Source organism: Serratia sp. CY55921, assembly GCF_052167655.1.
GTDB lineage: Bacteria > Pseudomonadota > Gammaproteobacteria > Enterobacterales > Enterobacteriaceae > Serratia > Serratia ureilytica.
Map to the genome: position 1 here is coordinate 86,712 of NZ_JBJNMU010000004.1, position 25,355 is coordinate 112,066.

Annotated in this window: 19 protein-coding genes; 17 read left to right on the top strand and 2 right to left on the bottom strand. The window is 62.9% G+C overall.

Going from position 1 to position 25,355, the window contains the following annotated elements; translation table 11 throughout:
• Positions 1 to 114: 114 nt before the first annotated feature.
• From murQ to yfhb, 3 genes are read left to right on the top strand one after another with little or no spacing between them, the layout of a single operon-like run.
• Entirely contained in the window at positions 115 to 1,008 is an 894-nt protein-coding gene (gene murQ / locus ACJ8M3_RS18525; RefSeq protein ID WP_033644118.1) for an N-acetylmuramic acid 6-phosphate etherase, read from the top strand.
• 18 nt (positions 1,009 to 1,026) lie between these two features.
• Complete coding sequence (locus ACJ8M3_RS18530; RefSeq protein WP_033644117.1) at positions 1,027 to 2,388, top strand: PTS transporter subunit EIIC; 1,362 nt, start codon at positions 1,027 to 1,029, stop codon at positions 2,386 to 2,388.
• 3 nt (positions 2,389 to 2,391) lie between these two features.
• A complete protein-coding gene (gene yfhb / locus ACJ8M3_RS18535; protein WP_089195089.1) occupies positions 2,392 to 3,048 on the top strand; it encodes a phosphatidylglycerophosphatase C in 657 nt (218 codons plus the stop codon).
• 41 nt (positions 3,049 to 3,089) lie between these two features.
• Here yfhb and ACJ8M3_RS18540 read toward each other — a convergent pair whose 3' ends face one another.
• Positions 3,090 to 4,142 (bottom strand): DUF2157 domain-containing protein, encoded by a 1,053-nt coding sequence (locus ACJ8M3_RS18540; RefSeq protein WP_089197348.1) that lies wholly within the window; start codon positions 4,140 to 4,142, stop codon positions 3,090 to 3,092.
• Between the two features lie 117 nt (positions 4,143 to 4,259).
• Here ACJ8M3_RS18540 and tadA point away from each other — a divergent pair, with 117 nt between their 5' ends.
• Positions 4,260 to 4,766 (top strand): tRNA adenosine(34) deaminase TadA, encoded by a 507-nt coding sequence (gene tadA, locus ACJ8M3_RS18545; RefSeq protein WP_033644114.1) that lies wholly within the window; start codon positions 4,260 to 4,262, stop codon positions 4,764 to 4,766.
• Here the strand turns inward: tadA and mltF are convergent, their stop codons facing one another.
• Positions 4,767 to 6,227: a membrane-bound lytic murein transglycosylase MltF gene (gene mltF / locus ACJ8M3_RS18550; protein ID WP_033644113.1), complete on the bottom strand. Its 1,461-nt coding sequence runs from the start codon at positions 6,225 to 6,227 to the stop codon at positions 4,767 to 4,769.
• A gap of 275 nt (positions 6,228 to 6,502) precedes the next feature.
• On the opposite strand from mltF, the gene purL reads away from it, so the two are divergent.
• From purL to patD, 13 genes are all read left to right on the top strand, one after another.
• Positions 6,503 to 10,396, top strand: coding sequence for a phosphoribosylformylglycinamidine synthase (gene purL / locus ACJ8M3_RS18555; RefSeq protein ID WP_199560486.1), 3,894 nt, complete (start codon positions 6,503 to 6,505; stop codon positions 10,394 to 10,396).
• A gap of 889 nt (positions 10,397 to 11,285) precedes the next feature.
• Positions 11,286 to 12,722: a sensor histidine kinase gene (locus ACJ8M3_RS18560; protein WP_033644112.1), complete on the top strand. Its 1,437-nt coding sequence runs from the start codon at positions 11,286 to 11,288 to the stop codon at positions 12,720 to 12,722.
• Between the two features lie 3 nt (positions 12,723 to 12,725).
• Positions 12,726 to 13,598 (top strand): two-component system QseEF-associated lipoprotein QseG, encoded by an 873-nt coding sequence (gene qseG, locus ACJ8M3_RS18565; protein ID WP_089197347.1) that lies wholly within the window; start codon positions 12,726 to 12,728, stop codon positions 13,596 to 13,598.
• Positions 13,595 to 14,935 carry a two-component system response regulator GlrR gene (gene glrR, locus ACJ8M3_RS18570; protein ID WP_033644111.1) on the top strand — a complete coding sequence of 447 codons (1,341 nt, stop codon included), beginning with the start codon at positions 13,595 to 13,597 and terminating at the stop codon, positions 14,933 to 14,935. Before qseG ends, glrR begins: the two co-directional genes overlap by 4 nt.
• Positions 14,936 to 15,065: 130 nt before the next feature.
• Positions 15,066 to 16,688, top strand: a complete 1,623-nt coding sequence (locus tag ACJ8M3_RS18575; RefSeq protein ID WP_021504519.1) for an NAD+ synthase — start codon at positions 15,066 to 15,068, stop codon at positions 16,686 to 16,688.
• A gap of 12 nt (positions 16,689 to 16,700) precedes the next feature.
• A complete protein-coding gene (glnB, locus tag ACJ8M3_RS18580) occupies positions 16,701 to 17,039 on the top strand; it encodes a nitrogen regulatory protein P-II (RefSeq protein ID WP_004847623.1) in 339 nt (112 codons plus the stop codon).
• Positions 17,040 to 17,255: 216 nt separating this feature from the next.
• Complete coding sequence (locus tag ACJ8M3_RS18585; protein WP_089197346.1) at positions 17,256 to 18,179, top strand: LysR substrate-binding domain-containing protein; 924 nt, start codon at positions 17,256 to 17,258, stop codon at positions 18,177 to 18,179.
• Between the two features lie 115 nt (positions 18,180 to 18,294).
• Positions 18,295 to 19,758 (top strand): gamma-aminobutyraldehyde dehydrogenase, encoded by a 1,464-nt coding sequence (locus tag ACJ8M3_RS18590; RefSeq protein WP_089197345.1) that lies wholly within the window; start codon positions 18,295 to 18,297, stop codon positions 19,756 to 19,758.
• A 73-nt stretch (positions 19,759 to 19,831) separates the two neighbouring features.
• Positions 19,832 to 20,986: a putative ABC transporter substrate-binding protein YdcS gene (gene ydcS, locus ACJ8M3_RS18595; RefSeq protein ID WP_033644107.1), complete on the top strand. Its 1,155-nt coding sequence runs from the start codon at positions 19,832 to 19,834 to the stop codon at positions 20,984 to 20,986.
• A gap of 53 nt (positions 20,987 to 21,039) precedes the next feature.
• The gene (locus ACJ8M3_RS18600; protein WP_033651579.1) at positions 21,040 to 22,068 is read left to right on the top strand and encodes an ABC transporter ATP-binding protein; all 1,029 of its coding nucleotides are present in this window, start codon (positions 21,040 to 21,042) and stop codon (positions 22,066 to 22,068) included.
• 1 nt (position 22,069) lies between these two features.
• A complete protein-coding gene (locus ACJ8M3_RS18605) occupies positions 22,070 to 23,014 on the top strand; it encodes an ABC transporter permease (RefSeq protein WP_016929775.1) in 945 nt (314 codons plus the stop codon).
• Positions 23,004 to 23,810, top strand: coding sequence for an ABC transporter permease (locus tag ACJ8M3_RS18610; protein ID WP_016929774.1), 807 nt, complete (start codon positions 23,004 to 23,006; stop codon positions 23,808 to 23,810). Before ACJ8M3_RS18605 ends, ACJ8M3_RS18610 begins: the two co-directional genes overlap by 11 nt.
• A 35-nt stretch (positions 23,811 to 23,845) precedes the next feature.
• The gene (gene patD / locus ACJ8M3_RS18615; protein ID WP_089197344.1) at positions 23,846 to 25,270 is read left to right on the top strand and encodes an aminobutyraldehyde dehydrogenase; all 1,425 of its coding nucleotides are present in this window, start codon (positions 23,846 to 23,848) and stop codon (positions 25,268 to 25,270) included.
• Positions 25,271 to 25,355: the final 85 nt, after the last annotated feature.

Below are 25,355 nucleotides of genomic sequence, written 5' to 3' on the forward strand. Positions count from 1 at the left end.
GCGGTGAAAATTTTTGTGAGCTCGTCGTTAAAATAGCAAATAGCGCTCGCTTTGTTGAATAAAATATTCAAATATTGATTTAATTTTGTGAATTAAAAATTCAAAGGTGAACAGATGAACTTAGGCGCACTGGTATCGGAAACCCGCAACCCGGCCACCATGGGGCTGGATGAGATGTCGACGCTGGACATGGTCCGCTGCTTTAACCAGGAAGATCGCAAGGTGCCGGAGGCGATTGAAAAGGTGCTGCCGGCGATCGCGCAGGCGGTCGATTTGGCCGCGGTGGCGCTGAAGGCCGGCGGGCGGCTGATTTATTTGGGCGCCGGCACCAGCGGGCGCCTGGGCGTATTGGATGCCTCCGAGTGCCCGCCGACCTTCGGCGTGCCGCACGGCGTGGTGGTGGGGCTAATCGCCGGCGGGCCGGGCGCGCTGCTCAAAGCGGTGGAAGGGGCGGAAGATGACGCAGCCCTGGGCGAGGCCGACCTCCGGGCGCTGAACCTGACCGCCGTCGATATGGTGGTGGGGTTGGCGGCCTCGGGGCGCACGCCCTACGTGATCGGCGCGCTGCGCTATGCGCGCGGGCTGGGTTGCCCGACGGCGGCCATCTCCTGCAACCCGGATTCGCCGATCGCGCACGAAGCGCAGGTGGCGATCTCGCCGGTGGTGGGGCCGGAGGCGCTGACCGGTTCGACGCGCCTGAAATCCGGCACCGCGCAGAAGCTGGTGCTCAACATGCTGTCGACCGGCGCGATGGTCAAGCTGGGCAAGGTCTACCAGAACCTGATGGTGGACGTGAAGGCCACCAACGTCAAACTGGTGGATCGCGCCTGCCGCATCGTGGTGGAGGCCACCGGCGCCGAACGCGCTCAGGCGGAGGCGGCGCTGGCGCAGACCGGCTTTGAGGTCAAACCGGCGATCCTGATGATTTTAGCCGGCGTCAGCGCCGATGAGGCGCAGCAGCGGCTGCAGCGGCACGACGGCTACCTGCGCGCGGCGTTGGCGCGTTAATTCACGGTGGGGGCGGCGATGGACAAGACAACGGCATTGGCGACACAGATCCTGGCGGGCGTGGGGGGCGAGGGCAATATCCTCAAACTGGAAAACTGCATGACGCGGGTGCGCGTCGAGGTCAGCGACGAACAGCGTCTGGATCTGGCGGCCCTCAAGCAGTTGCCCGGCGTGAAGGGCTATATCAAGCAGGGTGAACAGCATCAGTTTATCGTCGGCCCGGGCGCCGCCGCCAAGGTGGTGGACGCCATGCGCGCTTTGCTGAGCGGCAGCGCGCAGCCCGCCGTTGGTGACGCCGCCCGCACCAAGGCGCAGGCCAAACAGAAATACGCGGCGCCGATGAGCGGCGCGCTGAAAAAGCTGGCCGACGTTTTTATTCCGCTGATCCCGGCGTTTATCGCCTCGGGCCTGATCACTGGCATCATCAACCTGCTGAAACGGCCCGACATCGCCGGACAGTTGGCGTTGGACTACCCGAACGCGCTGGGGCTGCTGGCGATCTTCGGCAGCGCGGTGTTCGCCATCATGAACATTCTGGTTGGGGTGAACGCCGCGCGGGTGTTCGGCGGCTCACAGGCGATGGGCGGCGTGATGGCCGGGATCCTTTCCAGCCCGGCGCTGGCGCAGATCACCCTGTTCGGCGAGGCGCTGCAGCCGGGGCGCGGCGGGGTGATCGCCGTACTGCTGGTGGTGGCGTTGATGTGCTGGGTGGAGAAACGCCTGCGCACGCTGCTGCCGGAGTCGGTCGAACTGATCCTCAATCCGCTGCTGACCACGCTGGTGACCGCCTCGTTGGCGATCCTGATCCTGCAGCCGATCGGCGGCGCCATTTCCGATGCCATCGCCCACGGCGCCAATCTGGCGATCGACAAGGGCGGGCTGCTTGTCGGGGCGCTGCTCTCCGGGCTGTTCCTGCCGCTGGTGCTGTCTGGCTTGCACCAGGGGCTGGTGCCGATCCACGTCGAGCTGGTGCAGGCGCACGGTTCCAACCCGCTGTTGCCGATCCTGGCGATGGCCGGCGTCGGTCAGGTGGGGGCGGCGCTGGCGGTGCTGTTGAAAACCCGTAACGCGCGGCTGAAGAAGGTGATCAAAGGGGCGTTGCCGGTCGGCATTCTCGGCATCGGCGAGCCGCTGATCTTCGGGGTGACGCTGCCGCTGGGCCGGCCGTTTATCGGCGCCTGCCTCGGCGGTGCGGTAGGCGGCGCGCTGATCAGCTACTGGAAAGTGGCGACGGTGATTACCTTTGGCATTTCGGGGCTGCCTTTGGCGTTGACCATCGTCTCAGGTAAGGTGATGTTGTATCTGGCGGGGATGCTGATTACGATTATCGCCGGTTTTCTCTTCACCTGGATGATGGGGTTCAACGATCCCGAGGAGTAGCGTTTGAGCGACAAGCAGCAACCATCGGCCGCAGCAGGGCGCCGCGTGGTCTTTTTCGATCTGGACGGCACTCTGCATCAGGAGGATATGTTCGGCAGTTTCTTGCGTTTCCTGCTGCGCCGTTTACCGCTGAATTTGCTGCTGGTGATACCGCTGTTGCCATTGATTGGTCTGGCGCTGTTGCTGCTGGGGCGCGCCGCGCGCTGGCCGATGAGCCTGTTGTTGTGGGCTATCACCTTCGGGCGTACCGAAGCGACGCTGAAGGCGCTGGAGCGGCAGTTCATCGAGGTTTTCCGCCAGAGGGTGACTGCGTTTCCGGTGGTGCAAATGCGCTTGCGGCAGTATCTGGATGAGCACGATGCCGAGGTGTGGCTGATTACCGGCTCGCCGGAGCAACTGGTGGCGCAGGTGTATCGGGATTCGGCGTTTCTGCCGCGGGTGCGATTGGTCGGCAGCCGCATCGCGCGCCGCTATGGCGGCTGGGTGCTGACCTTGCGCTGTCTGGGCGTACAAAAAGTGGTGCAGCTGGAGCAACGGCTCGGCGCGCCGCTGAAGCTGTACAGCGGTTACAGCGACAGCAAGCAGGATAACCCGCTGCTGTTTTTTTGCGAGCACCGTTGGCGGGTGAGCAAGCAGGGCGAGCTGCAGCAACTGGAATAAACAAAGGGCGGAGAATTCCGCCCTTTGCTGTTCTGCCGCGATCAGTCGTCGGTTACGTCGTGCGGTTTGCGTCCGAGCTGCCAAATCTTCTCTGCATAATGCCCCAGCGCCCACAGGCTCAGGCCGAGCAGCGCGAAGAAAATCGTCTTCGGCATGCTGTCCCAGAAAAACTCGAACAGGCGGGTGTACAGGTTGATGCCGAGGAAGGTCAGCCCGAAACCGCGCAGCATGGCGTCGTCATGCTTCAACCCCAGCCAGATGGCGGCGAAGGCGGCCAGCCCGAACAGCAGGCTCCAGTGGAACAGCTCAATCTGGCGCGCGCGGTACCAGCTGTCGAGATCGCCGTAGTTGCCGAAGATGGACAGCAGCCACAGCGCGATGAACAGGTACAGCAGGCCCATCGCCAGCGACACCCGCTGCAGGCCGCGCTGCGCCAATAGCGGCCGCAGCAGCAATGCGGCGGCGATCAGCACCGCGCCGAAGGCGATAAAGCGAATCGGGTAGCTCATGCCGAGCCAGTAGGCGCCCCAGCCGGACAGGTAGCCGGTCTCGGCGCCGAAGGCATTGCCGAGCGACAGCAGGGCGAACCACCACACCAGCCCGGAGCGGCTGAACCAGCCGATGGCGCCGTACAGCAGCGCGGCGACCAGCAGCAGCACGGAAACCCGCCCGCTGCCGTTATCCAGCCAGACGCCCAGTTGCCATAAGGCCCAGGCGGTGAGCAACACGGCGACAAACAGCGCCGCCTCATTGCCGTAGCGTTTTTCCGGGTGGCGTTGACGACGACGCAGTGCCCAGACGTAGGCCAGCGCCGCCAGTACGCCGGCGATCGCCATGCGCACCGGCGCGTCGAAGCGGAACAGTTCGCTCAGCCATTCAAGCAGTGCGCTGTCGGCGAACAGGCTGGTGACGGCGATCAGCAACGAGGCCAGCGCGGCGAGAAACGCATAGCGCGCCAGCCGTCGCCAGTCGAAAGGCTGCACGTCCACATGCAGCAGCAGTTGCTGTTGTTGCTCGGGGGTCAAGGCGCCTTCCCCAACCCAGCCGTCCAGCGCCTTGCGCACCACGACGGCGTTCTTTTTACTGAGTTTCATGTTTCTTGTCCCTGAATCACACGCTGATGTGGCCAGTATAGCCATTGGCGGGCGGCTACGACAAAGGGAGGCTAGTGTGTATAATGCCCGCCGCAAAAGCGCACGAGGAATTATGCGATGACTGAATATAACGATGAGTACTGGATGCGTCAGGCATTGCAGCTGGCCCTGCGCGCGCAGGAAGAGGGCGAGGTGCCGGTGGGGGCGCTGCTGGTGCTGGACAATCAGGTGATCGGCGAGGGCTGGAACCGGCCGATCGGCCGGCACGATCCTACCGCGCACGCCGAGATCATGGCGCTGCGCCAGGGCGGCGCGGTGCTGCAAAACTACCGCTTGTTGAACGCCACGCTGTACGTCACGCTGGAACCCTGCGTGATGTGCGCCGGCGCGATGGTGCACAGCCGCATCCGCCGGTTGGTGTACGGCGCCGCCGACGAGAAAACCGGCGCGGCCGGTTCGCTGGTGGATATTTTGCGCCATCCGGGCATGAATCATCAGGTGGAGATCGTCTCGGGCGTGCTGGCGGACGAATGCGCCGCCACCCTGAGCAATTTCTTCCGCCTGCGCCGCGAACAGAAAAAAGCGCTCAAACTGGCGCAGCGGGCGGCGGATAAGCCGGAATAATCAGTAGTTGAGCGCCAGTTCCGGCATCACCGTCGGATAGCCTTTTCCCAACGCTTCCTGCTCGGCGGCCGCTTGCGCCGCCTTTCTCTCTTTTTCCTGCAGATAACCCACCAGGCTGACCTGGTAGCGGCGGATGTTTTCTACATAGTTGTAGGCTTCACGCCCGCGCGCATAGCCATAGGTCAGCTGCGGGTAGTAGCGCTTTTGGCTGAGCATCGGCAGGCGCTGTTTGACGTCGACCCAGCTGTCCGGATTGCCTTTTTGCGTTTTGGTCAGCTTGCGTGCGTCCAGCATATGGCCCCAGCCCATGTTGTAGGCCGCCAGCGAGAACCAGATGCGCTCATCTTCCGGCACGCTGTCCGGCACCTTGGCCATCAGCCGCTGCAGGTAAAGGGCGCCACCCTGAATGCTCTCTTCCGGATCGAGGCGGTCGTTGACCCCCAGGCCGTCGGCGGTGGCGCGGGTCAGCATCATCAGGCCGCGCACGCCGGTGGGGGAGGTGGCCTGCGGATTCCAGTGCGATTCCTGGTAGGCGATGGCCGCCAGCAGCTTCCAGTCGATCTCGTTGGCGTGTTTCTCGAACAGCGGGCGGAAGTTGGGCAGCACCGAGTCGATGGCCGACAGGAAGGTTTTGGTATCCACGTAGTCGAAGCTGCCGACGTGGCCGAGGTATTTCTCTTCCAGCCGCGCCAGGGTGCCGTCGTCCACCATCTGGCTGTAGAAATCCAGCATCGCCGCGTACAGGCTGTCGTCGCCGTCGCGTTTGAGGTACCAGGTGACCGGCTCTTCGTCGGTGACGTCGAACGCCACCGCCAGCTGCGGATGGATGCGCTGCAGCAACGCGATGGTCACCGAATCGCCGAGGGTATAGTCCAGCTTGCCGTCGGCAACCCGCTCCAGCAGCTCTTTGGAGGTGAGATCGCTGGAGGACTCCCAGGCGAGATCCGGGTATTTATCCTGTTTGAGCTGCTTTAGCGTGCTGACGTGCGCGGAACCGGAGGCGACCGCCAGCTTGCCTTTGATGTCGGCGAAGCCTTTTGGCCGCGGGGTGCCCAGCCGGTACACCAGCTGTTGGGAAACGGAGTAGTAGGCGGGGCCGGTGCGCGCGCGGCTGAGGCGCTCCTGGTTATAGATAAGGCCCGCCGCCAGCAGGTCGGCGTCGTCGTCGTCCAGATCGTCGAACAGGTCATTGATGTTCTGATGGGGGATCACCACCAGTTTTACCCCGAGGTAGTTGGCGAAGCGCTTGGCCAGTTCGTAGTCGAGCCCACCCGGCCCTTGCTTGGTGTTGAAATAGGTCAGCGGTGAATTCAGCGTGCTGATACGCAACTCGCCGCGGGAAATGATCTCCTGGAGTTGCCCGCCCTGGCCGCTGCGCCAGGTGATATTGGGCCATAGCGCGAGAGCCAGAAGCAGGGTGACAACGCCGATGAGGATGTAGTTTATTTTAAGACGTTTCAAATAGTTATCCAGTGGTGGCACAGGTACGCCGGCGACGACAACCGCGACTTTTCTCATGGTTAAATCACCAGTGCGGGGGGCATTTTGCGCAACAAAACGCCAGTGTGCAACTTTATTGACACGTTATGACAATTCGACGGTGCGGCGCGCTTTTATCAATAATCCCTACGCAAACGGTTTCGTCGGCGGCGAGGATTCTCTATAATGACGCGCGTTTTCCCCTGTTGCGCCCAATGAAGCGTCTTATCCGTCGCTTCGAAGACGAGAGAACTTTGATTATGGAAATTCTGCGTGGTTCGCCCGCTTTATCGGCTTTTCGCATTACCAAACTGCTGTCCCGCTGCCAGGACGCCCACCTGCCCGTCAGTGATATCTACGCCGAGTACGTCCACTTTGCCGATGTTAGCGCACCGCTAAGTGCCGAAGAACACGCCAAACTTCAGCGCTTGCTCAAGTACGGTCCTTCTCTCGCCGAACACGCCCCCGAAGGCCGGCTGCTGCTGGTTACGCCGCGCCCGGGCACCATTTCCCCCTGGTCTTCCAAAGCCACCGACATCGCCCACAACTGCGGTTTGCAACAGGTGCTGCGGCTGGAGCGCGGTCTGGCGTTCTACGTCAAGGCGCCTGAGCTGACGGAAGCCCAGTGGCACCAGCTCGCCGCGCTGCTGCACGATCGCATGATGGAAACCGTCTTCAGCGAGCTGCAACAGGCTGAACAGCTGTTCGCGCACCATCAGCCGGCGCCGTATCAGTCGGTCGACGTGCTGGGCGCAGGGCGCGCCGCGCTGGAGCAGGCCAACGTCCGGCTCGGCCTGGCGCTGGCGCAGGACGAGATCGATTACCTGCTGAATGCCTTTACCGGTTTGGGGCGCAACCCGACGGATATCGAACTCTATATGTTTGCGCAGGCCAACTCTGAGCACTGCCGCCACAAGATTTTCAATGCCGACTGGATCATCGACGGCGAACAGCAGCCCAAGTCGCTGTTCAAAATGATCAAGAACACCTATGAGCAGACGCCGGACTATGTGCTGTCGGCGTATAAAGACAACGCCGCGGTGATGGAAGGCTCGCAGGTCGGCCGCTTCTTCGCCGCACCGGAGAACGGCACGTACGACTACCATCAGGAAGACGCGCACATCCTGATGAAGGTAGAAACCCACAACCACCCGACGGCGATCTCGCCGTGGCCGGGCGCCGCGACCGGCTCCGGCGGCGAGATCCGCGACGAGGGGGCTACCGGCCGCGGCGCCAAGCCGAAGGCCGGCCTGGTGGGCTTCTCGGTGTCCAACCTGCGCATTCCCGGTTTTGAACAGCCGTGGGAGCAGGATTTCGGCAAACCGGAACGCATTGTCACCGCGCTGGATATCATGACCGAAGGCCCGCTGGGCGGCGCGGCGTTCAACAACGAATTCGGTCGTCCGGCGCTGCTGGGCTACTTCCGTACCTATGAAGAGCGCGTCAACAGCCACAACGGCGTTGAGCTGCGCGGCTACCACAAACCGATCATGCTGGCGGGCGGCATCGGCAACATCCGCGCCGATCACGTGCAGAAAGGGGAAATCACCGTCGGCGCCAAGCTGGTGGTGCTGGGCGGCCCGGCGATGAATATCGGCCTGGGCGGCGGCGCGGCCTCGTCGATGGCGTCCGGCCAGTCCGATGCCGATCTGGACTTCGCTTCGGTGCAGCGCGACAACCCGGAAATGGAGCGCCGCTGTCAGGAAGTGATCGACCGCTGCTGGCAGCTGGGCGACCAGAACCCGATCCTGTTTATTCATGACGTCGGCGCCGGCGGCCTGTCCAACGCCATGCCGGAGCTGGTGAGCGACGGCGGCCGCGGCGGCCGCTTCGAGCTGCGCGATATCCTCAACGACGAGCCGGGCATGAGCCCGCTGGAAGTGTGGTGCAACGAATCGCAGGAACGTTACGTGATGGCGATTGCCCCGGCGCAGATGGCGCAGTTCGACGAGATCTGCCGCCGCGAGCGCGCGCCTTACGCGGTGATCGGCGAAGCGACCGAAGAGCAACATCTGACGCTGAACGATCGTCACTTCGACAATCAGCCGATCGACATGCCGCTGGACGTGCTGCTCGGCAAGACGCCGAAGATGACCCGCGACGTGACCCGTCTGCAGGCGCAGGGCCAGGCGGTACAGCGTGAGAACATCACGCTGGCCGACGCGGTGAAGCGCGTGCTGCATCTGCCGGCCGTCGCGGAGAAAACCTTCCTGATCACCATCGGCGACCGCACCGTTACCGGCATGGTGGCGCGCGACCAAATGGTCGGCCCGTGGCAGATCCCGGTGGCCGACTGCGCGGTCACTACCGCCAGTCTGGACAGCTATTACGGCGAAGCGATGTCGCTCGGCGAACGCGCGCCGGTGGCGCTGCTGGACTTCGCCGCCTCCGGCCGCCTGGCGGTCGGGGAAGCGCTGACCAACCTGGCCGCCACGGAAATCGGCAGCCTGAAGCGCGTGAAGCTGTCCGCCAACTGGATGGCCGCCGCCGGCCACCCGGGTGAAGACGCCGGCCTGTACGAAGCGGTGAAAGCGGTGGGCGAAGAGCTGTGCCCGGCGCTGGGCATCACCATTCCGGTGGGCAAAGACTCCATGTCGATGAAAACCCGCTGGCAGGAAGGCAATGAACAGCGTGAAATGACCTCGCCGCTGTCGCTGGTCATCACCGCCTTCGCCCGCGTGGAAGACGTGCGCCACACCGTGACGCCGCAATTGCGTACCGATAAGGGCGACAGCGCGCTGCTGTTGATCGACCTGGGCAACGGCCATAACGCGCTGGGCGCTACCGCGCTGGCGCAGGTTTATCGCCAACTGGGCGACAAACCGGCCGATGTGCGCGATGTCGCGCAGCTGGCGGGCTTCTTCAACGCCATGCAGCAGCTGGTGGCCGATCGCGCGCTGCTGGCTTATCACGACCGCGCTGACGGCGGCCTGCTGGTGACGCTGGCGGAGATGGCCTTCGCGGGTCACTGCGGCGTAGAGGTTAACCTCGATGGCCTCGGCGACGATGCGCTGGCGGTGCTGTTCAACGAAGAGCTGGGCGCAGTGATCCAGGTGAGCGCCGAACGTCTCGACGACGTGAAGCGGGCGTTCGCGCAGCACGGTCTGACCGACAACGTGCATCACATCGGCAGCGTACAGGCCGGCGATCGTTTCGTCATCAATCAGCACGGCAAAGCGTTGTACAGCGAAAGCCGCAATACCCTGCGCACCTGGTGGGCGGAAACGACCTGGCAGATGCAGCGTCTGCGCGACAACCCGGCGTGCGCCGATCAGGAACATCAGGCCAAGCAGGATGAACAAGATCCCGGCCTGAACGTGAAGCTGACCTTCGCACCCGAGGAAGACATCGCTGCACCGTACATCGCCAAGGGCGCTCGCCCGAAAGTGGCGGTGCTGCGCGAGCAGGGGGTGAACTCCCACGTTGAAATGGCGGCGGCGTTCCACCGCGCCGGCTTTGACGCCGTGGACGTGCACATGAGCGATCTGCTGGCCGGGCGCCGCGATCTGCAGGATTTCCACACGCTGGTGGCCTGCGGCGGCTTCTCTTACGGCGACGTTCTGGGCGCCGGCGAAGGCTGGGCGAAGTCTATCCTGTTCAACGAGCGGGTGCGCGACGAGTTCGAGGCGTTCTTCCACCGTCCGCAGACGCTGGCGCTGGGCGTGTGCAACGGCTGCCAGATGATGTCCAACCTGCGTGAGCTGATCCCGGGCGCCGAACACTGGCCGCGCTTCGTGCGCAACCTGTCGGATCGCTTCGAGGCGCGCTTCAGCCTGGTGGAAGTGGCGGCCAGCCCGTCGCTGTTCATGCAGGGCATGACCGGCTCGCGCATGCCGATCGCCGTTTCCCATGGCGAAGGGCATGTCGAAGTGCGCGATGCGGCGCATCTGGCGGCGTTGGAAAGCCACGGCCTGGTAGCGCTGCGTTTCGTCAACAACGCCGGTCAGGTCACGGAAGCTTACCCGGCTAACCCGAACGGTTCGCCGAATGGCATCACCGCCGTGACCAGCGCCAACGGGCGCGCAACGGTGATGATGCCGCATCCGGAACGCGTGTTCCGCACCGTCAGCAACTCCTGGCACCCGGAAGAGTGGGACGAGGATAGCCCGTGGATGCGCATGTTCCGCAACGCCCGTAAGCAACTGGGCTAAAAACGGCCACCACCGTACAGAGGGCGCAAGCAATTGCGCCCTTTTTTATGGCCGGCACTCGGCGATTGGCGGCAGTGTCTGCATTTTGCGACAAGCGCTGGTTTGCTTGTCGCTAAATGGAGACATTTAAGCCATTGATTTTATTGTCGGTAAACAGGTTTGACTTTAGTTGTCGGCGTTTGGCGACAGAGCGGCGTTTATTTCATCACTGCTCGGCGCGGAATCGGCGAATCAAACGGCAGGGTTTTATTTATTTTTTAGTGAAATCAATTTGTTATTAATTTAATTGCAAAGTTGGCACGTAACGTGCATTATTCTCTGCGGTTGCTCATTCACCTTTTTATGACGGCGCCGTAATTATAAACGGCAAATCGCCTCATAAGCCTCCGAATGATGCCAAAGAAATGGTGCCTATCGTCCAACCAAACCGATAACAGACCGCGCAAGCGGCTTTATCAAGCATCGGGCGACACGTGGAGTGAGGCACCGCCTGTATCCAACTGTGATGAAGGGTTCATCAATCCTGGATACTTACGGATGCTATTCGTCCTGTTCGATGCCAGCCGCTGCGCTACATCACCCTGGGGACGAGGTTCAAGGGCATCCACACTTTCCTTGCGGCGGGGCAAGCTTATTGCCCCGGCGTCAATTCTCAACGCTGCGCTTACTCCTGTTTCGTTGCCTATGCCCTCGAACGCAGACGCTATTCCCACACTCTCGCTTTCGTACCGGTTTTTGTTACCGGGGCCGTATGCCATCGGCAGGCCAACCCTATCGACGCGGTTCACCGATCCCGCGGCTTTTTCCTTGTGCGTTCAGGATTCTCCCTTGCCGGGCTTTTCTCTTTCCGGCGAGTCAGTTAGCATCGTGACAGGCCTGAGAGAATGAGATGATTTCGTTGAAAAAATGGCGTTTATTCCCCCGTTCGCTGCGGCAATTGGTGCTGCTGGCGTTCCTGTTGGTGCTGCTGCCGCTGTTGGTGCTGGCCTATCAGGCCTACCAGAGTCTGGATCACCTGAGCGCGCAGGCGGCGGACATCAACCGCACCACGCTGGTGGACGCGCGGCGCAGCGAGGCGATGACCAGCGTGGCGCTGGAGATGGAGCGCAGCTATCGTCAGTACTGCGTGCTGGTTGAGCCCACGCTGCAGAAGCTGTACCAAAATCAGCGCAAGCAGTATTCGCAGATGCTGGACGCCCACGCGCCGATTCTGCCGGACGAGCGCTACTACCAAACGTTGCGTCAGTTGCTGACCCAGCTGGCGGCGATCAAGTGCCATAACAGCGGGCCGGACCAAGAAGCCTCCGCCTTGCTCGAGTCGTTCTCGCGCTCCAATGCCGAAATGGTGCAGGCCACGCGCGCGGTGGTGTTCTCGCGCGGCCAGCAGCTGCAGCAGGCCATCGCCGAGCGCGGCCAGTTCTTCGGCTGGCAGGCGCTGCTGCTGTTCCTGGTCAGCGTGCTGCTGGTGGTGCTGTTCACCCGCATGATCATCGGGCCGGTCAAGGCCGTGGAGCGGATGATCAACCGCCTGGGGGAAGGGCGCGCGTTGGGCAGCACCGCATCGTTCAAAGGGCCGCGCGAGCTGCGTTCGCTGGCGCAGCGCATCATCTGGCTGAGCGAACGGCTGGCGTGGCTGGAGTCGCAGCGCCACGAGTTCCTGCGCCATATCTCGCACGAATTGAAAACGCCGCTGGCCAGCATGCGCGAAGGCACCGAACTGCTGGCCGACGAGGTGGCGGGGCCGCTGACTTCCGACCAGAAAGAGGTGGTGACGATCCTCGACAACAGCAGCCGCCACCTGCAGCAGCTGATTGAACAACTGCTGGATTACAACCGCAAACTGGCCGATGGCCCGGCGGAGCACGAGAACGTCGAGCTGCGCGAGATGGTCGATTTGGTGGTCGCCGCGCACAGTTTGCCGGCGCGGGCGAAGATGATTTCCACCGAAATCGCGCTGGAAGCGGAAATCTGCTGGGCAGAGCCTACGCTATTAATGCGCGTGCTGGATAATCTCTACTCCAATGCGGTGCACTACGGCAAGGAATCCGGTAACATTTGGATCCGCAGCCGTCAGGTTGGACAACGGGTGCAAATCGACGTCGCCAATACCGGCACGCCGATCCCCGAGGCTGAAAGAGCCATGATTTTCGAGCCTTTTTTCCAGGGTAGTCACCAGCGAAAAGGGGCGGTAAAAGGAAGCGGACTGGGGTTGAGCATCGCTCAGGACTGTATCCGTCGCATGCGCGGTGAGCTGCAACTGGCGACGGTCGCCGGTGCAGACGTCTGCTTCCGCATTGAACTGCCGTTAACCGCCGAGAATGAATAAATAATGTACACATGGTCTAAACGCCTTCGTCTTTCACAGACCGAACGTTCACCGCGTGCCACGCACAGAGCGCCGCTCGGCAAACGCCCGATCACCTGGCTGGGCGCCGTTTTCTTTATGCCGCTGTTGCTGGCGGGCTGCGTCGATCGCGCCGTCAGCGGCGGATTGAGCGCTCAGCAGCAAGAGGCGATCCCGGATACCAAGGTGATCGATTACCGCACCGCGGCTTGCGATACCCTGTGGCAATTGGACGACAAGGACGCGCTGGATAACGCGCTCTACTGGCTGCGCGCGATGGACTGCGCCGATCGCATCGGCTCGACCCAGGCGCGTGCGCTGGCGAAAACGGTGCCGGGTGACAGCTGGTCCGGCGTTTTCAAACAGAGCATCCTGCTGGGGAGCGCACAGCCGACCTCCGGTGAACGCCGCCAGATGCTCGACAGGATCAACAGTTACCGGATGGAGTTCCCCGGTTCGCTACGTCCGTTGACGCAGCTGTGGCGCCAGCAGCAGATGCTGCAGATCACGTTGTTCGATGAGAAAGCGCGCTATCAGCATCTGCAGGAGAGCAGCGACAGCCAGATCGATTCGCTGCGCCAGAGCCAGGCGCGCTTGCAATCGCAGCTGCAGGACACCTCGCGCAAGCTGGAAAACCTGACCGATATCGAGCGCCAGCTCTCATCGCGCAAGCAGCTGCAAGGGGAAATCCCGGAAAACGGCGCGGGCCAGCAGAAGGGCGACGCCGCCGGTAAAAGCGGCGCAGCCGCCAAAGGCGCTGAAACGCAGGACGAACCGGAAAAAGGCACCGCGCTGCCGGTTGAACCGGAAGACACCTATACGCCGCACCCCGCCAATAAGGAGTCCCACGCGCAATGACCGCACGCAAACCGGCCAACCTGTTATTGGTTGACGACGATCCCAGCCTGCTGAAGCTGCTGGGCATGCGCCTGACCAGCGAAGGTTTTCACGTCACCACCGCCGAAAGCGGCCAGGAAGCGCTGCGCCTGTTGGCGCGCGAACAGATCGATCTGGTGATCAGCGATCTGCGCATGGATGAGATGGACGGCATGGCGCTGTTCGCCGAAATCCAAAAGCATCAGCCGGGCATGCCGGTGATCATTCTTACCGCGCACGGTTCGATTCCCGATGCGGTGGCCGCCACCCAGCAGGGGGTGTTCAGCTTCCTCACCAAACCGGTGGATCGCGATGCGCTCTATAAGGCCATCGACGAGGCGCTGTCGCTGTCGGCCTCCCCCGCGGGTGACGACGCCTGGCGCGAAGACATCGTCACCCGCAGCCCGTTGATGCTGCGCCTGCTGGAGCAGGTGAAAATGGTGGCCCAGTCCGACGTCAGCGTGTTGATCAACGGCCAGAGCGGCACCGGCAAAGAGGTGTTGGCGCAGGCGATCCACGCCGCCAGCCCGCGCGCGGGCAAGGCGTTCATCGCCATCAACTGCGGGGCGCTGCCGGAGCAACTGCTGGAGTCCGAACTGTTCGGCCACGCCAAGGGCGCCTTCACCGGCGCGGTCAGCAGCCGCGAAGGGCTGTTCCAGGCGGCGGCGGGCGGCACGCTGTTCCTCGACGAGATAGGCGACATGCCGCTGTCGCTGCAGGTGAAACTGCTGCGCGTGCTGCAGGAGCGCAAGGTGCGGCCGCTGGGCAGCAACCGCGATCTGGACATCGACGTGCGCATCATCTCCGCCACCCACCGCGATCTGCAAAAGGCGATGGCGAAGAACGAGTTCCGCGAGGATCTCTACTATCGTCTCAACGTGGTGAATCTGAAGATCCCGGCGCTCAACGAGCGCGCCGAAGACATTCCGCTGCTGGCCAATCACCTGTTGCGCGAAGCGGCTCAGCGGCACAAGCCGTTCGTGCGCAGCTTCTCGACCGACGCCATGAAGCGGCTGATGACCGCCAGCTGGCCGGGCAACGTGCGTCAGTTGGTCAACGTCATCGAGCAGTGCGTGGCGCTGACTTCGGCGCCGGTGATCAGCGAGGCGCTAGTGGAACAGGCGCTGGAAGGGGAAAACACCGCGCTGCCGACTTTCGCCGAAGCGCGCAACCAGTTTGAGTTGCACTATCTGCGCAAACTGCTGCAGATCACCAAGGGCAACGTGACCCAGGCCGCGCGCATGGCGGGCCGCAACCGCACCGAGTTTTACAAATTGCTGTCGCGCCACGAGCTGGACGCCAACGATTTCAAAGAATGACAGATTCCCGCCGGCGCCTGCCACGCAGGTTCTCAACAAATCCGGCGGAATGATTTACACTCCGTTCTCTTTGCCGCGGCGCGCCCCGGCGTAGAGCACCATGGAACGTATTAAGCGGGATCGTACACAAATGAGCAGATCACTTTCCATCGCCCTGGCCCAGCTGAACCTGCTGGTCGGCGACATTGAAGGCAACACCGAACGCATGTTGCAAATCGTGCAGGAGCAGCAGAAGGCGGGAGCCGATCTGGTCATGTTCAGCGAACTGGCGCTGTCCGGCTACCCGCCGGAAGATCTGCTGTATCGCAATGACTTCTATCAGCGCTGCGACGCGCAGCTGCTGCGCCTGCAGCAGGCCTCCGCCGAGACGGCGATCCTGGTCGGCCACCCGTGGCGCGAAGGCGACAAGCTGTACAACGCGCTGTCGCTGTTTGCCGAAGGCCGCCTGCTGACCCGTTACTTCAAACAGCAGCTGCCGAACTACGGCGTGTTCGATGAGAAGCGCTATTTCCACGCCGGCAACGACACCTGCGTGGTGGAACTGAAAGGCTACCGTCTTGGGCTGCTGATTTGCGAAGATCTGTGGTTCCCGGAGCCGATCGACGCCGCCAAGGCCGCCGGCGCGGAGATTATCCTGTCGATCAACGCCTCGCCGTATAACCGCGAAAAACCGTATATCCGCAAAACGCTGATGGCCGGCCACTGCCAGCGCACCCAGCTGCCGCTGGTGTACCTCAACCAGGTCGGCGGCCAGGATGAGCTGATCTTCGACGGCTGCTCCAAGGTCTTCGACGCCGCCGGCACCATGACCCACCGTCTGGCGGCCTTCGACGAGCAGGTCACTCGCCTGGAATTCAACGAGCTGGACGTGGTGCCGATGGCCGATCCGGCCGCCGAACTGCCGCAGCTGGCGCAGGTGTATCAGGCGCTGGTGTTGGCGGTGCGCGACTACGTGACCAAGAACGGTTTCAAAGGCGCGGTGCTGGGGCTGTCCGGCGGCATCGACTCGGCGCTGACGCTGGCGATCGCCGTGGATGCGTTAGGTAAAGACAAGGTGCAGGCGCTGATGATGCCGTTCCGCTATACCGCGGACATCAGCATCGCCGACGCCAAGGAAGAGGCGGAAATCCTCGGCGTGGAGTTCGATATCGTCTCCATCGAGCCGATGTTCGATGCCTTTATGGGCCAGCTGTCGCCGATGTTCGCCGGCACCGAGCGCGACACCACCGAAGAGAACCTGCAGGCGCGTTGCCGCGGGGTGGTGCTGATGGCGCTGTCCAACAAACGCCGCAGCATCGTGCTGACCACCGGCAACAAGAGCGAAATGGCGGTCGGTTACGCTACGCTGTACGGCGATATGGCCGGCGGTTTCGACGTGCTGAAGGACGTGCCGAAAACGCTGGTGTTCAAGCTGTCCGAATACCGCAATACCGTCTCCTACGTGATCCCGCAGCGGGTAATCGATCGTCCGCCGTCCGCCGAGCTGGCACCGGATCAGGTCGATCAGGACAGCCTACCGCCGTACGATATCCTGGATGCGATCCTGGAAGGCTACGTTGAGCGCGACAAGTCGGTCGCCGATCTGGTGGCCGAAGGCTTCGACGAAGCGATCGTGCGCAAGGTGATCCGCCTGGTGGACATCAACGAATACAAGCGGCGTCAGGCCGCCGTCGGGCCGCGTATCACCGCCCGTAACTTCGGCAAAGACCGCCGTTATCCCATCACATCCGGTTTTGGCCGCAAAAATTGGTAATAAGGAAAGAAGATGAAAAAGATCGACGCGATTATCAAGCCGTTCAAACTGGATGACGTCCGCGAAGCGCTGGCCGAAGTGGGCATCACCGGCATGACGGTCACCGAAGTCAAAGGCTTCGGCCGCCAGAAGGGCCACACCGAGCTGTACCGCGGCGCCGAGTACATGGTCGACTTTCTGCCGAAGGTGAAGATAGAGATCGTGGTTGCCGACGACATCGTCGACACCTGCGTGGAAACCATCATGCAGACGGCGCAGACCGGCAAGATCGGCGACGGCAAGATCTTTGTCTTCGACGTGGCGCGCGTGGTGCGCATCCGTACCGGCGAGCAGGACGAAGAAGCGATCTGATCCTCCGCAGGATCATCGGTCATCAGGGCGCAGCTTGCTGCGCCCTTGTCATTTCTGTCCCCCGCACATCGCACTTCTTCGCCTCATTGTTCCCCCCATTTTTGCCTGTCGGCATTCTAAAAAAGCGAACGCTATCGCGTTTTTGATACTTTTCCCGATCGCTTCACGGCCGGCGTCTACACTCAACGCAATGTTTTTGCTTGAGGAATCACCCCCATGATGACGTTACGCCAAATCCGCCACTTTATCGCCGTGGCGGAAACCGGGTCGATCTCCGCCGGCGCCCAGGCGGTGTTTGTCTCCCAGTCTTCGCTGACGCTCGCTATCCAGCAGCTGGAAACCGAGATCGGCGTGCGGTTGTTCGAGCGCCACGCCAAGGGCATGACGCTGACCCATCAGGGGCACCAGTTTTTGCGCCAGTCGTATCTGATCCTGGCGACGGTGGACAACGCCAAGCGCAGCCTGCAGATCGGCACCGAAAGCCTGACCGGCAAGCTGACCATCGGCGTCACCAGCCTGGTGGCCGGCTACTTCCTGGTGGAACTGCTCACGCGCTTTAAATCGGCCTATCCCAACGTCACCGTGCAGGTGGTTGAAGACGAACGCCCGTACATCGAGCATCTGCTGGTCAGCGGCGAGATCGACATCGGCGTGCTGATCTTGTCGAACATCGAGGACCGCGACGCGCTGCAGACCGAGGTGCTGATGCACTCGCCGTATCGCCTGTGGCTGCCGCCGCTGCACCCGCTGCTGGAGCACGAGAGCATCAACCTGGCGGACGTGGCCAAACAGCCGCTGATCCAGCTCAACGCCGATGAGATGGACGTGCACGCGCGGCGCATCTGGGCGCGCGCCGGGCTGAAGCCGGAGATCGCCATGAAGACCGCCTCGACCGAGGCGGTGCGCAGTCTGGTGGCGGCGGGGATGGGGGTCTCCATCCAGCCGGACATGGCGTACCGCGCCTGGTCGCTGGAGGGCAATATGATCGAGGCGCGCAAGCTGGACGATCTGCTGGAGCCGCTGGATATCGGGCTGGCATGGCGGCGCGGTAGCGCGCGGCCGGAGCTGGTGACGCCGTTCCTCACCATCGCGCGCGAGAACGGCAGCAAACACGCCGCCGGGCTTAAGCATTCGATTTAATCGAACGCGGCGTTCAGTATTTAGAATTTGTTGCCCGCCAGAGGCTCGCTTAGGCTGATTAAAACTAACTTATTCACATTTGGTTAACGTTTTTGTCACTTAGGGGCGTCAGGCGATGGCGGATGTGCAGATTCTCTCAGGTTTGTCCTGTCAGCAGTTCATTAACGGTCAGCTTATCGACGGCGAAGGCCAGCAGGAATGCATCGTCAATCCGGCCAACGGCGAGACGCTGATCGCCCTGACCGAAGCCTCTTCGACGCAGGTCGGCAGCGCGGTAAAAGCCGCGCAGCAGGCGTTCAGCCACTGGTCGCGCACCACGCCGGCCCAGCGCGCCACGCTGCTGTTGCGCATCGCTGACGCCATCGAGCGGCAGGCGCCGCAGCTGGCGCAGCTGGAAGCCCTCAACTGCGGCAAGCCGCTGCATCAGGCGCTCAATGACGATCTGCCGGCGGCGGTCGACGTGTTCCGCTTCTTCGCCGGCGCGGTGCGTACGCAACAAGGGCAACTGGCCGGTGAGTATGTGCCGGGCCACACCTCGATGATCCGCCGCGATCCGATCGGCGTGGTGGCCTCGATCGCCCCCTGGAACTATCCGCTGATGATGGCGGCGTGGAAAATCGCGCCGGCGCTGGCGGCGGGCAATACCGTGGTGTTTAAACCGTCCGAACATACGCCGCTGACCATTCTGGCGCTGGTGCCGGCGCTGCAGGAGATCCTGCCGCCGGGCGTGCTGAACATCGTCTACGGCGGCGGTGAAGGGGTCGGCAGCCAGCTGGTGGGGCACCCGCAGGTGCGGCTGGTGTCGGTCACCGGCGATATCGTCACCGGGCAAAAAATTCTTCAGGCGGCGGCCAAAAGCGTCAAGCGCACCCATCTGGAGCTGGGGGGCAAGGCGCCGGTGATCGTCTGCGACGACGCCGATCTTGACGAAGTGGTCAACGGCATTCGCACCTATGGCTATTACAACGCCGGACAGGACTGCACCGCCGCCTGCCGCATCTACGCGCAGGCCGGCATCTATCCCAAACTGGTGGACGCGCTGGGCGAGGCGGTCGCCAGCCTGCGCTTCGCCCGCAAGCGCGATCAGGACAACGAGATCGGCCCGTTGATAAGCAGCCGCCAGCGCGATCGCGTCGCCAGCTTTGTCGAGCGGGCGCTCAGCCAACCGCATATCGAATTGATCACCGGCGCCGCGGCGCACTCCGGGCCGGGATTCTACTATCAGCCGACCCTGCTGGCGGGCTGCCTGCAAAGCGACGAGATCGTGCAGCGCGAGGTGTTTGGCCCGGTGGTCAGCGTCACGCGCTTCGAGCATCTGGCGCAGGCGGTCGAGTGGGCCAACGACTCGGAATACGGGCTGGCTTCGTCGGTGTGGACGCAAAATATCGATCGGGCGCTGCACATCGCCGCCCATCTGCAGTACGGCAGCACCTGGATCAACACCCATTTCACCTTGGCGAGCGAAATGCCGCACGGCGGCCTGAAACGCTCCGGCTACGGCAAGGATCTGTCCAGCGATTCGCTGCAGGATTACAGCGTTGTCAGGCACGTAATGGCGAAGTTCAAAGCCAGCTTCTAGCGGTTCTATAAAGCAAAATCGGGCGGCAGCCGTTCCCTGCCGCACACAGATACGCAACACAGGGGTAATTACGATGAGAAAAACTACCGCAGTCACCACCACCGTCTCCGCGCTCTGCCTCACCGTGCTGTGCGGCCTGGCTCAGGCGGCCGATCTGCCGCAGTCGCTGGGCAAAGGCGAAGGCCGGCTGGACATCATTGCCTGGCCCGGCTACATCGAACGCGGCCAGTCCGACAAAAACTACGACTGGGTCACCCAGTTTGAGAAGCAAACCGGCTGTGCGGTGAACGTGAAGACCGCCGCCACCTCCGATGAAATGGTCAGCCTGATGGCCAAGGGCGGCTACGATCTGGTGACCGCCTCCGGCGACGCCTCGCTGCGCCTAATCTTCGGCAAGCGGGTGCAGCCGATCAACACCGCGCTGATCCCGAACTGGAAGAACATCGATCCGCGCCTGCTGAACGGCGCCTGGTATACCGTGGACGGCAAAACTTACGGCACGCCGTACCAGTGGGGGCCGAACCTGCTGATGTACAACACCAAAACCTTCCCGACGCCGCCGGACAGCTGGGCGGTGATCTTCCAGCAGCAGAACCTGCCGGACGGCAAGAGCAACCAGGGGCGGGTGCAGGCTTACGACGGCCCGATCTACATCGCCGACGCGGCGCTGTTCCTGAAGGCCACCCAGCCGCAGCTCGGCATCAGCGATCCTTATCAGCTCAACGAAGAGCAGTATCAGGCGGCGCTGAAGCTGCTGCGCAGCCAGCACGCGCTGATCCACCGCTACTGGCACGACACCTCGGTGCAGATGAGCGACTTTAAAAACGAAGGCGTGGTGGCCTCCAGCGCCTGGCCGTATCAGGCCAACGCCCTGAAGGGCGAGGGGCAGCCGATCGCCACCGTGTTCCCGAAAGAGGGCGTGACCGGCTGGGCGGACACCACCATGCTGCATACCGATGCCAAGCACCCGAGCTGCGCCTACCAGTGGATGAACTGGTCGCTGGAGCCGAAGGTGCAGGGCGACGTGGCGGCCTGGTTCGGGTCGGTGCCGGCTTCACCGGCGGGCTGCAAGGCCAGCGCGCTGTTGGGTGAGAAGGGCTGCGAAACCAACGGCTTCAACCAGTTCGACAAAATCGCCTTCTGGAAAACGCCGCAGGCGCAGGGCGGCAAGTTCGTGCCGTACAGCCGCTGGACCCAGGATTACATCGCCATCATGGGCGGCCGCTAAGCCGCGGGGCGCAGCCCGCTGCGCCCGAACTACATCAGTATGGAGCACAGAAAATGACCATTGCCGTGCAATTCATCGATGTTTCGCGGACTTTCGGCGATGTTCGCGCCGTGGATCGGGTATCCATCGACATTCAGGACGGGGAATTTTTCTCCATGCTCGGGCCATCCGGCTCGGGCAAAACCACCTGCCTGCGCCTGATCGCTGGCTTTGAACAGCTGACTTCCGGCTCGATTCGCATTCACGGTCAGGAAGCTGCCAACCTGCCGCCGTATCAGCGCGACGTGAACACCGTGTTTCAGGATTACGCGCTGTTCCCGCACATGTCGGTGCTGGAAAACGTCGCCTACGGCCTGATGGTGAAGGGCGTCGCCAAACGCGAGCGGCTGGCGCGGGCGCAAGAGGCGCTGGAGAGCGTGGCGCTCGGTTTCGTTGCCGAACGCAAACCGGCGCACCTGTCGGGCGGCCAGCGTCAGCGCGTGGCGTTGGCGCGCGCGCTGGTCAATCGGCCACGGGTGCTGCTGCTGGACGAGCCGCTCGGCGCGCTGGATCTCAAGCTGCGCGAGCAGATGCAGGGTGAGCTGAAGAAGCTGCAGCGTCAGCTGGGCATCACCTTTATCTTCGTCACCCACGATCAAAGCGAAGCGCTGTCGATGTCCGATCGGGTGGCGGTGTTCAATAACGGCCGCATCGAACAGGTGGATACGCCGCGCGAACTTTACATGCGGCCGAAGACGCCGTTCGTCGCCGAGTTCGTCGGCACCTCCAACGTGGTGCGCAGCGAGCTGGCGCAGCGCCTGCTCGGCGAAAGCCGAACCTTCTCGATCCGGCCGGAACATATCCGCCTGCTGGAGCACGGCGGCGCGGCGCAGGACGAGATCCAGGTGCAGGGCACGCTGCAGGAAATCCATTACCAGGGCGCGGCCACGCGGTATGAAATCGCGCTGAACGGCGGCGAAAAGCTGCTGGTCAGCCAGGCCAATCCGCAGTGGATCGCCGAAGGGCAACAGCGGCAGATCGGCCAGCCGATCGTCGCCTGCTGGCCGCGCGCGGCGATGGTGCCGCTGCTGGAGGAGAGGTGAGATGGACATGAGCATCGATTCCCCCCCGGCGCGCGGCGGTACCGTGCGCGCGCTGTCGACCTGGCTCTATCGCCGGCCGACGCTGTATCTGCTTTTGCTGCTGGTGCCGCCGCTGCTGTGGTTCGGCGCGGTGTACCTCGGTTCGCTGCTGACGCTGCTGTGGCAAGGATTTTACACCTTCGACGATTTCACCATGGCGGTGACGCCGGATCTGACCTTCGCCAACCTCGCGGCGCTGTTCAACCCGGCCAACTACGACATTATCCTGCGCACGCTGACCATGGCGGTGCTGGTGTCGCTGGCCAGCGCGGCGCTGGCGTTCCCCATCGCCTATTACATGGCGCGTTACACCAGCGGCCGCGTCAAGGCGTTCTTTTACATCGCCGTGATGATGCCGATGTGGGCCAGCTATATCGTCAAAGCCTATGCCTGGACTTTGCTGTTGGCGAAAGACGGCGTGGCGCAGTGGTTCCTGCAGCACCTGGGGCTGGAGCCGCTGTTGGCGTCGCTGCTGACGGTGCCCGGCGTCGGTGGCAACACGCTGTCGACCTCGGGGCTGGGGCGTTTTCTGGTGTTCGTCTATATCTGGCTGCCGTTCATGATCCTGCCGATCCAGGCGGCGCTGGAGCGCCTGCCGCCCTCGCTGCTGCACGCTTCGGCGGATCTGGGCGCCCGGCCGGCGCAGACCTTCCGTCACGTCATTTTGCCGCTGGCGGTGCCGGGCATCGCCGCCGGATCGATCTTCACTTTCTCGCTGACGCTGGGCGACTTTATCGTGCCGCAGCTGGTGGGGCCGCCGGGTTATTTCATCGGCAGCATGGTGTACGCCCAGCAGGGCGCGATCGGCAATATGCCGATGGCTGCGGCCTTTACGCTGGTGCCGATCGTCCTGATCGCCATCTATCTTTCCATCGTCAAACGTCTGGGGGCTTTCGATGCACTCTGAACGCGCGCCCTTAGGGCTGAAGCTGGCCGCCTGGGGCGGACTTGTCTTCCTGCATTTCCCGTTGGCGATCATCGCCATCTACGCCTTCAACACCGAGGACGCGGCCTTCAGCTTCCCGCCGAAGGGCTTCACGCTGCACTGGTTCAACGTCGCCGCCGGGCGGCAGGACATTATCGATGCGGTGTTGCTGTCGGCGCAGATCGCCTGCCTGGCGACCGCCATCGCGCTGGTGCTCGGCACCCTGGCGGCGGCGGCGCTGTATCGGCGCGATTTCTTCGGCAAGGACAGCATTTCGCTGCTGTTGCTGCTGCCGATTGCGCTGCCGGGGATCGTCACCGGCCTGGCGCTGCTGGCGGCGTTCAAGGCGCTGAACATCGAGCCCGGCATCCTGACCATCGTCGTCGGCCATGCGACGTTCTGCGTGGTGATCGTGTTCAACAACGTCATCGCCCGGTTCCGCCGCACCTCGTACAGCCTGATCGAAGCGTCGATGGATCTCGGCGCCGACGGCTGGCAAACCTTCCGTTACGTGATCTTGCCGAACCTCGGCTCGGCGCTGCTGGCCGGCGGCATGCTGGCGTTTGCGCTGTCGTTCGATGAAATCATCGTGACCACCTTTACCGCCGGCCACGAGCGCACGCTGCCGCTGTGGCTGCTGAACCAGCTCGGCCGCCCGCGCGACGTGCCAATCACCAACGTGGTGGCGCTGTCGGTGATGCTGTTGACCATGCTGCCGATCCTCGGCGCTTACTATCTGACCAAAGGTGGAGAAAGCGTCGCCGGCAGCGGCAAATAATTTCCTTACCCGACCTCTGATAAAAGGATAACCCTATGCAAAGCCAACTGTTGATTGACGGCCAACTGGTGAATGGCCAGGGCGCGACCCAGCCGGTGTATAACCCGGCGACCGGCGAAGTGATCGCGCAGGTGGCGGAGGCCAGCCCGGAACAGGTCGATCGCGCGGTGCTGGCGGCGGACGCCGCGTTCGCCGCCTGGGGGCAAACCACGCCGAAGGAGCGCGCCGAGCATCTGCTCAAGCTGGCGGATCTGATCGACGAGCATGCCGAGACCTTCGCCAGGCTGGAGTCGCTCAACTGCGGCAAGCCTTATCACTGCGTATTGAATGACGAACTGCCGGCGGTGGCCGACGTGTTTCGCTTCTTCGCCGGGGCCAGCCGCTGCCTGACCGGCATGGCCGCCGGCGAGTATCTGGCCGGGCACACTTCGATGATCCGCCGCGATCCGCTCGGCGTGGTGGCCTCGATCGCGCCGTGGAACTACCCGCTGATGATGGCGGCCTGGAAGCTGGCGCCGGCGTTGGCGGCGGGCAACTGCGTGGTGATCAAGCCTTCTGAGCAGACGCCGCTGACCACCTTCAAACTGGCCGAACTGGCCGCCGGGCTGTTCCCGCCGGGCGTGCTCAACGTGCTGTTCGGGCGCGGCGCCGGCGTGGGCGATCGGCTGACCGGGCATGACAAGGTGCGCATGGTGTCGCTGACCGGGTCGATCGCCACCGGCGAGCACATTATCGCCCACACCGCCGCCGGCATTAAGCGCACCCATATGGAGCTGGGCGGTAAGGCGCCGGTGCTGGTGTTTGACGACGCCGATCTGCAGCAGGTGGTGGACGGCATTCGCGGCTTCGGTTTCTACAACGCCGGGCAGGATTGCACCGCCGCCTGCCGCATCTACGCGCAGAAAAGCATTTATCCCGAGCTGGTCAAGCGGCTGGGCGAGGCGGTGGCCTGCCTGAAGATCGGCGCGCCGGACGACGAGAGCACCGAACTGGGGCCGTTGATTACCGCCCAGCATCTGGAGCGGGTGGCCGGTTTTGTCGAGCGAGCCAAAGCGTTGCCGCACGTACAGGTGGTGACCGGCGGGGAGAAGGTGAAAGGGCCGGGCTACTACTTCCAGCCGACGCTGTTGGCCGGCGCGCGCCAGGACGATGAGATCGTGCAGCGCGAAGTATTCGGCCCGGTGGTGACGGTGACGCTGTTCGACGACGAAGAGCAGGTGCTGGCCTGGGCGAACGAATCCAATTACGGGCTGGCGTCGTCCGTGTGGACCCGCGACGTGGGCCGCGCGCATCGCTTAAGCGCCCGCCTGCAATACGGCTGCACCTGGGTGAACACCCACTTCATGCTGGTGAGCGAAATGCCGCACGGCGGCCAGAAGTTGTCCGGCTACGGCAAGGATATGTCGATGTACGGGTTGGAGGATTACACGGCCATTCGTCATGTGATGTTCAAACATTGATTTTACAGTAATTATCCGCACAATAGCGCGGCCTTCGAGCCGGCTCCGGCCGGCTGATGATAATAAAAATTGAAAGGAAGCCTAT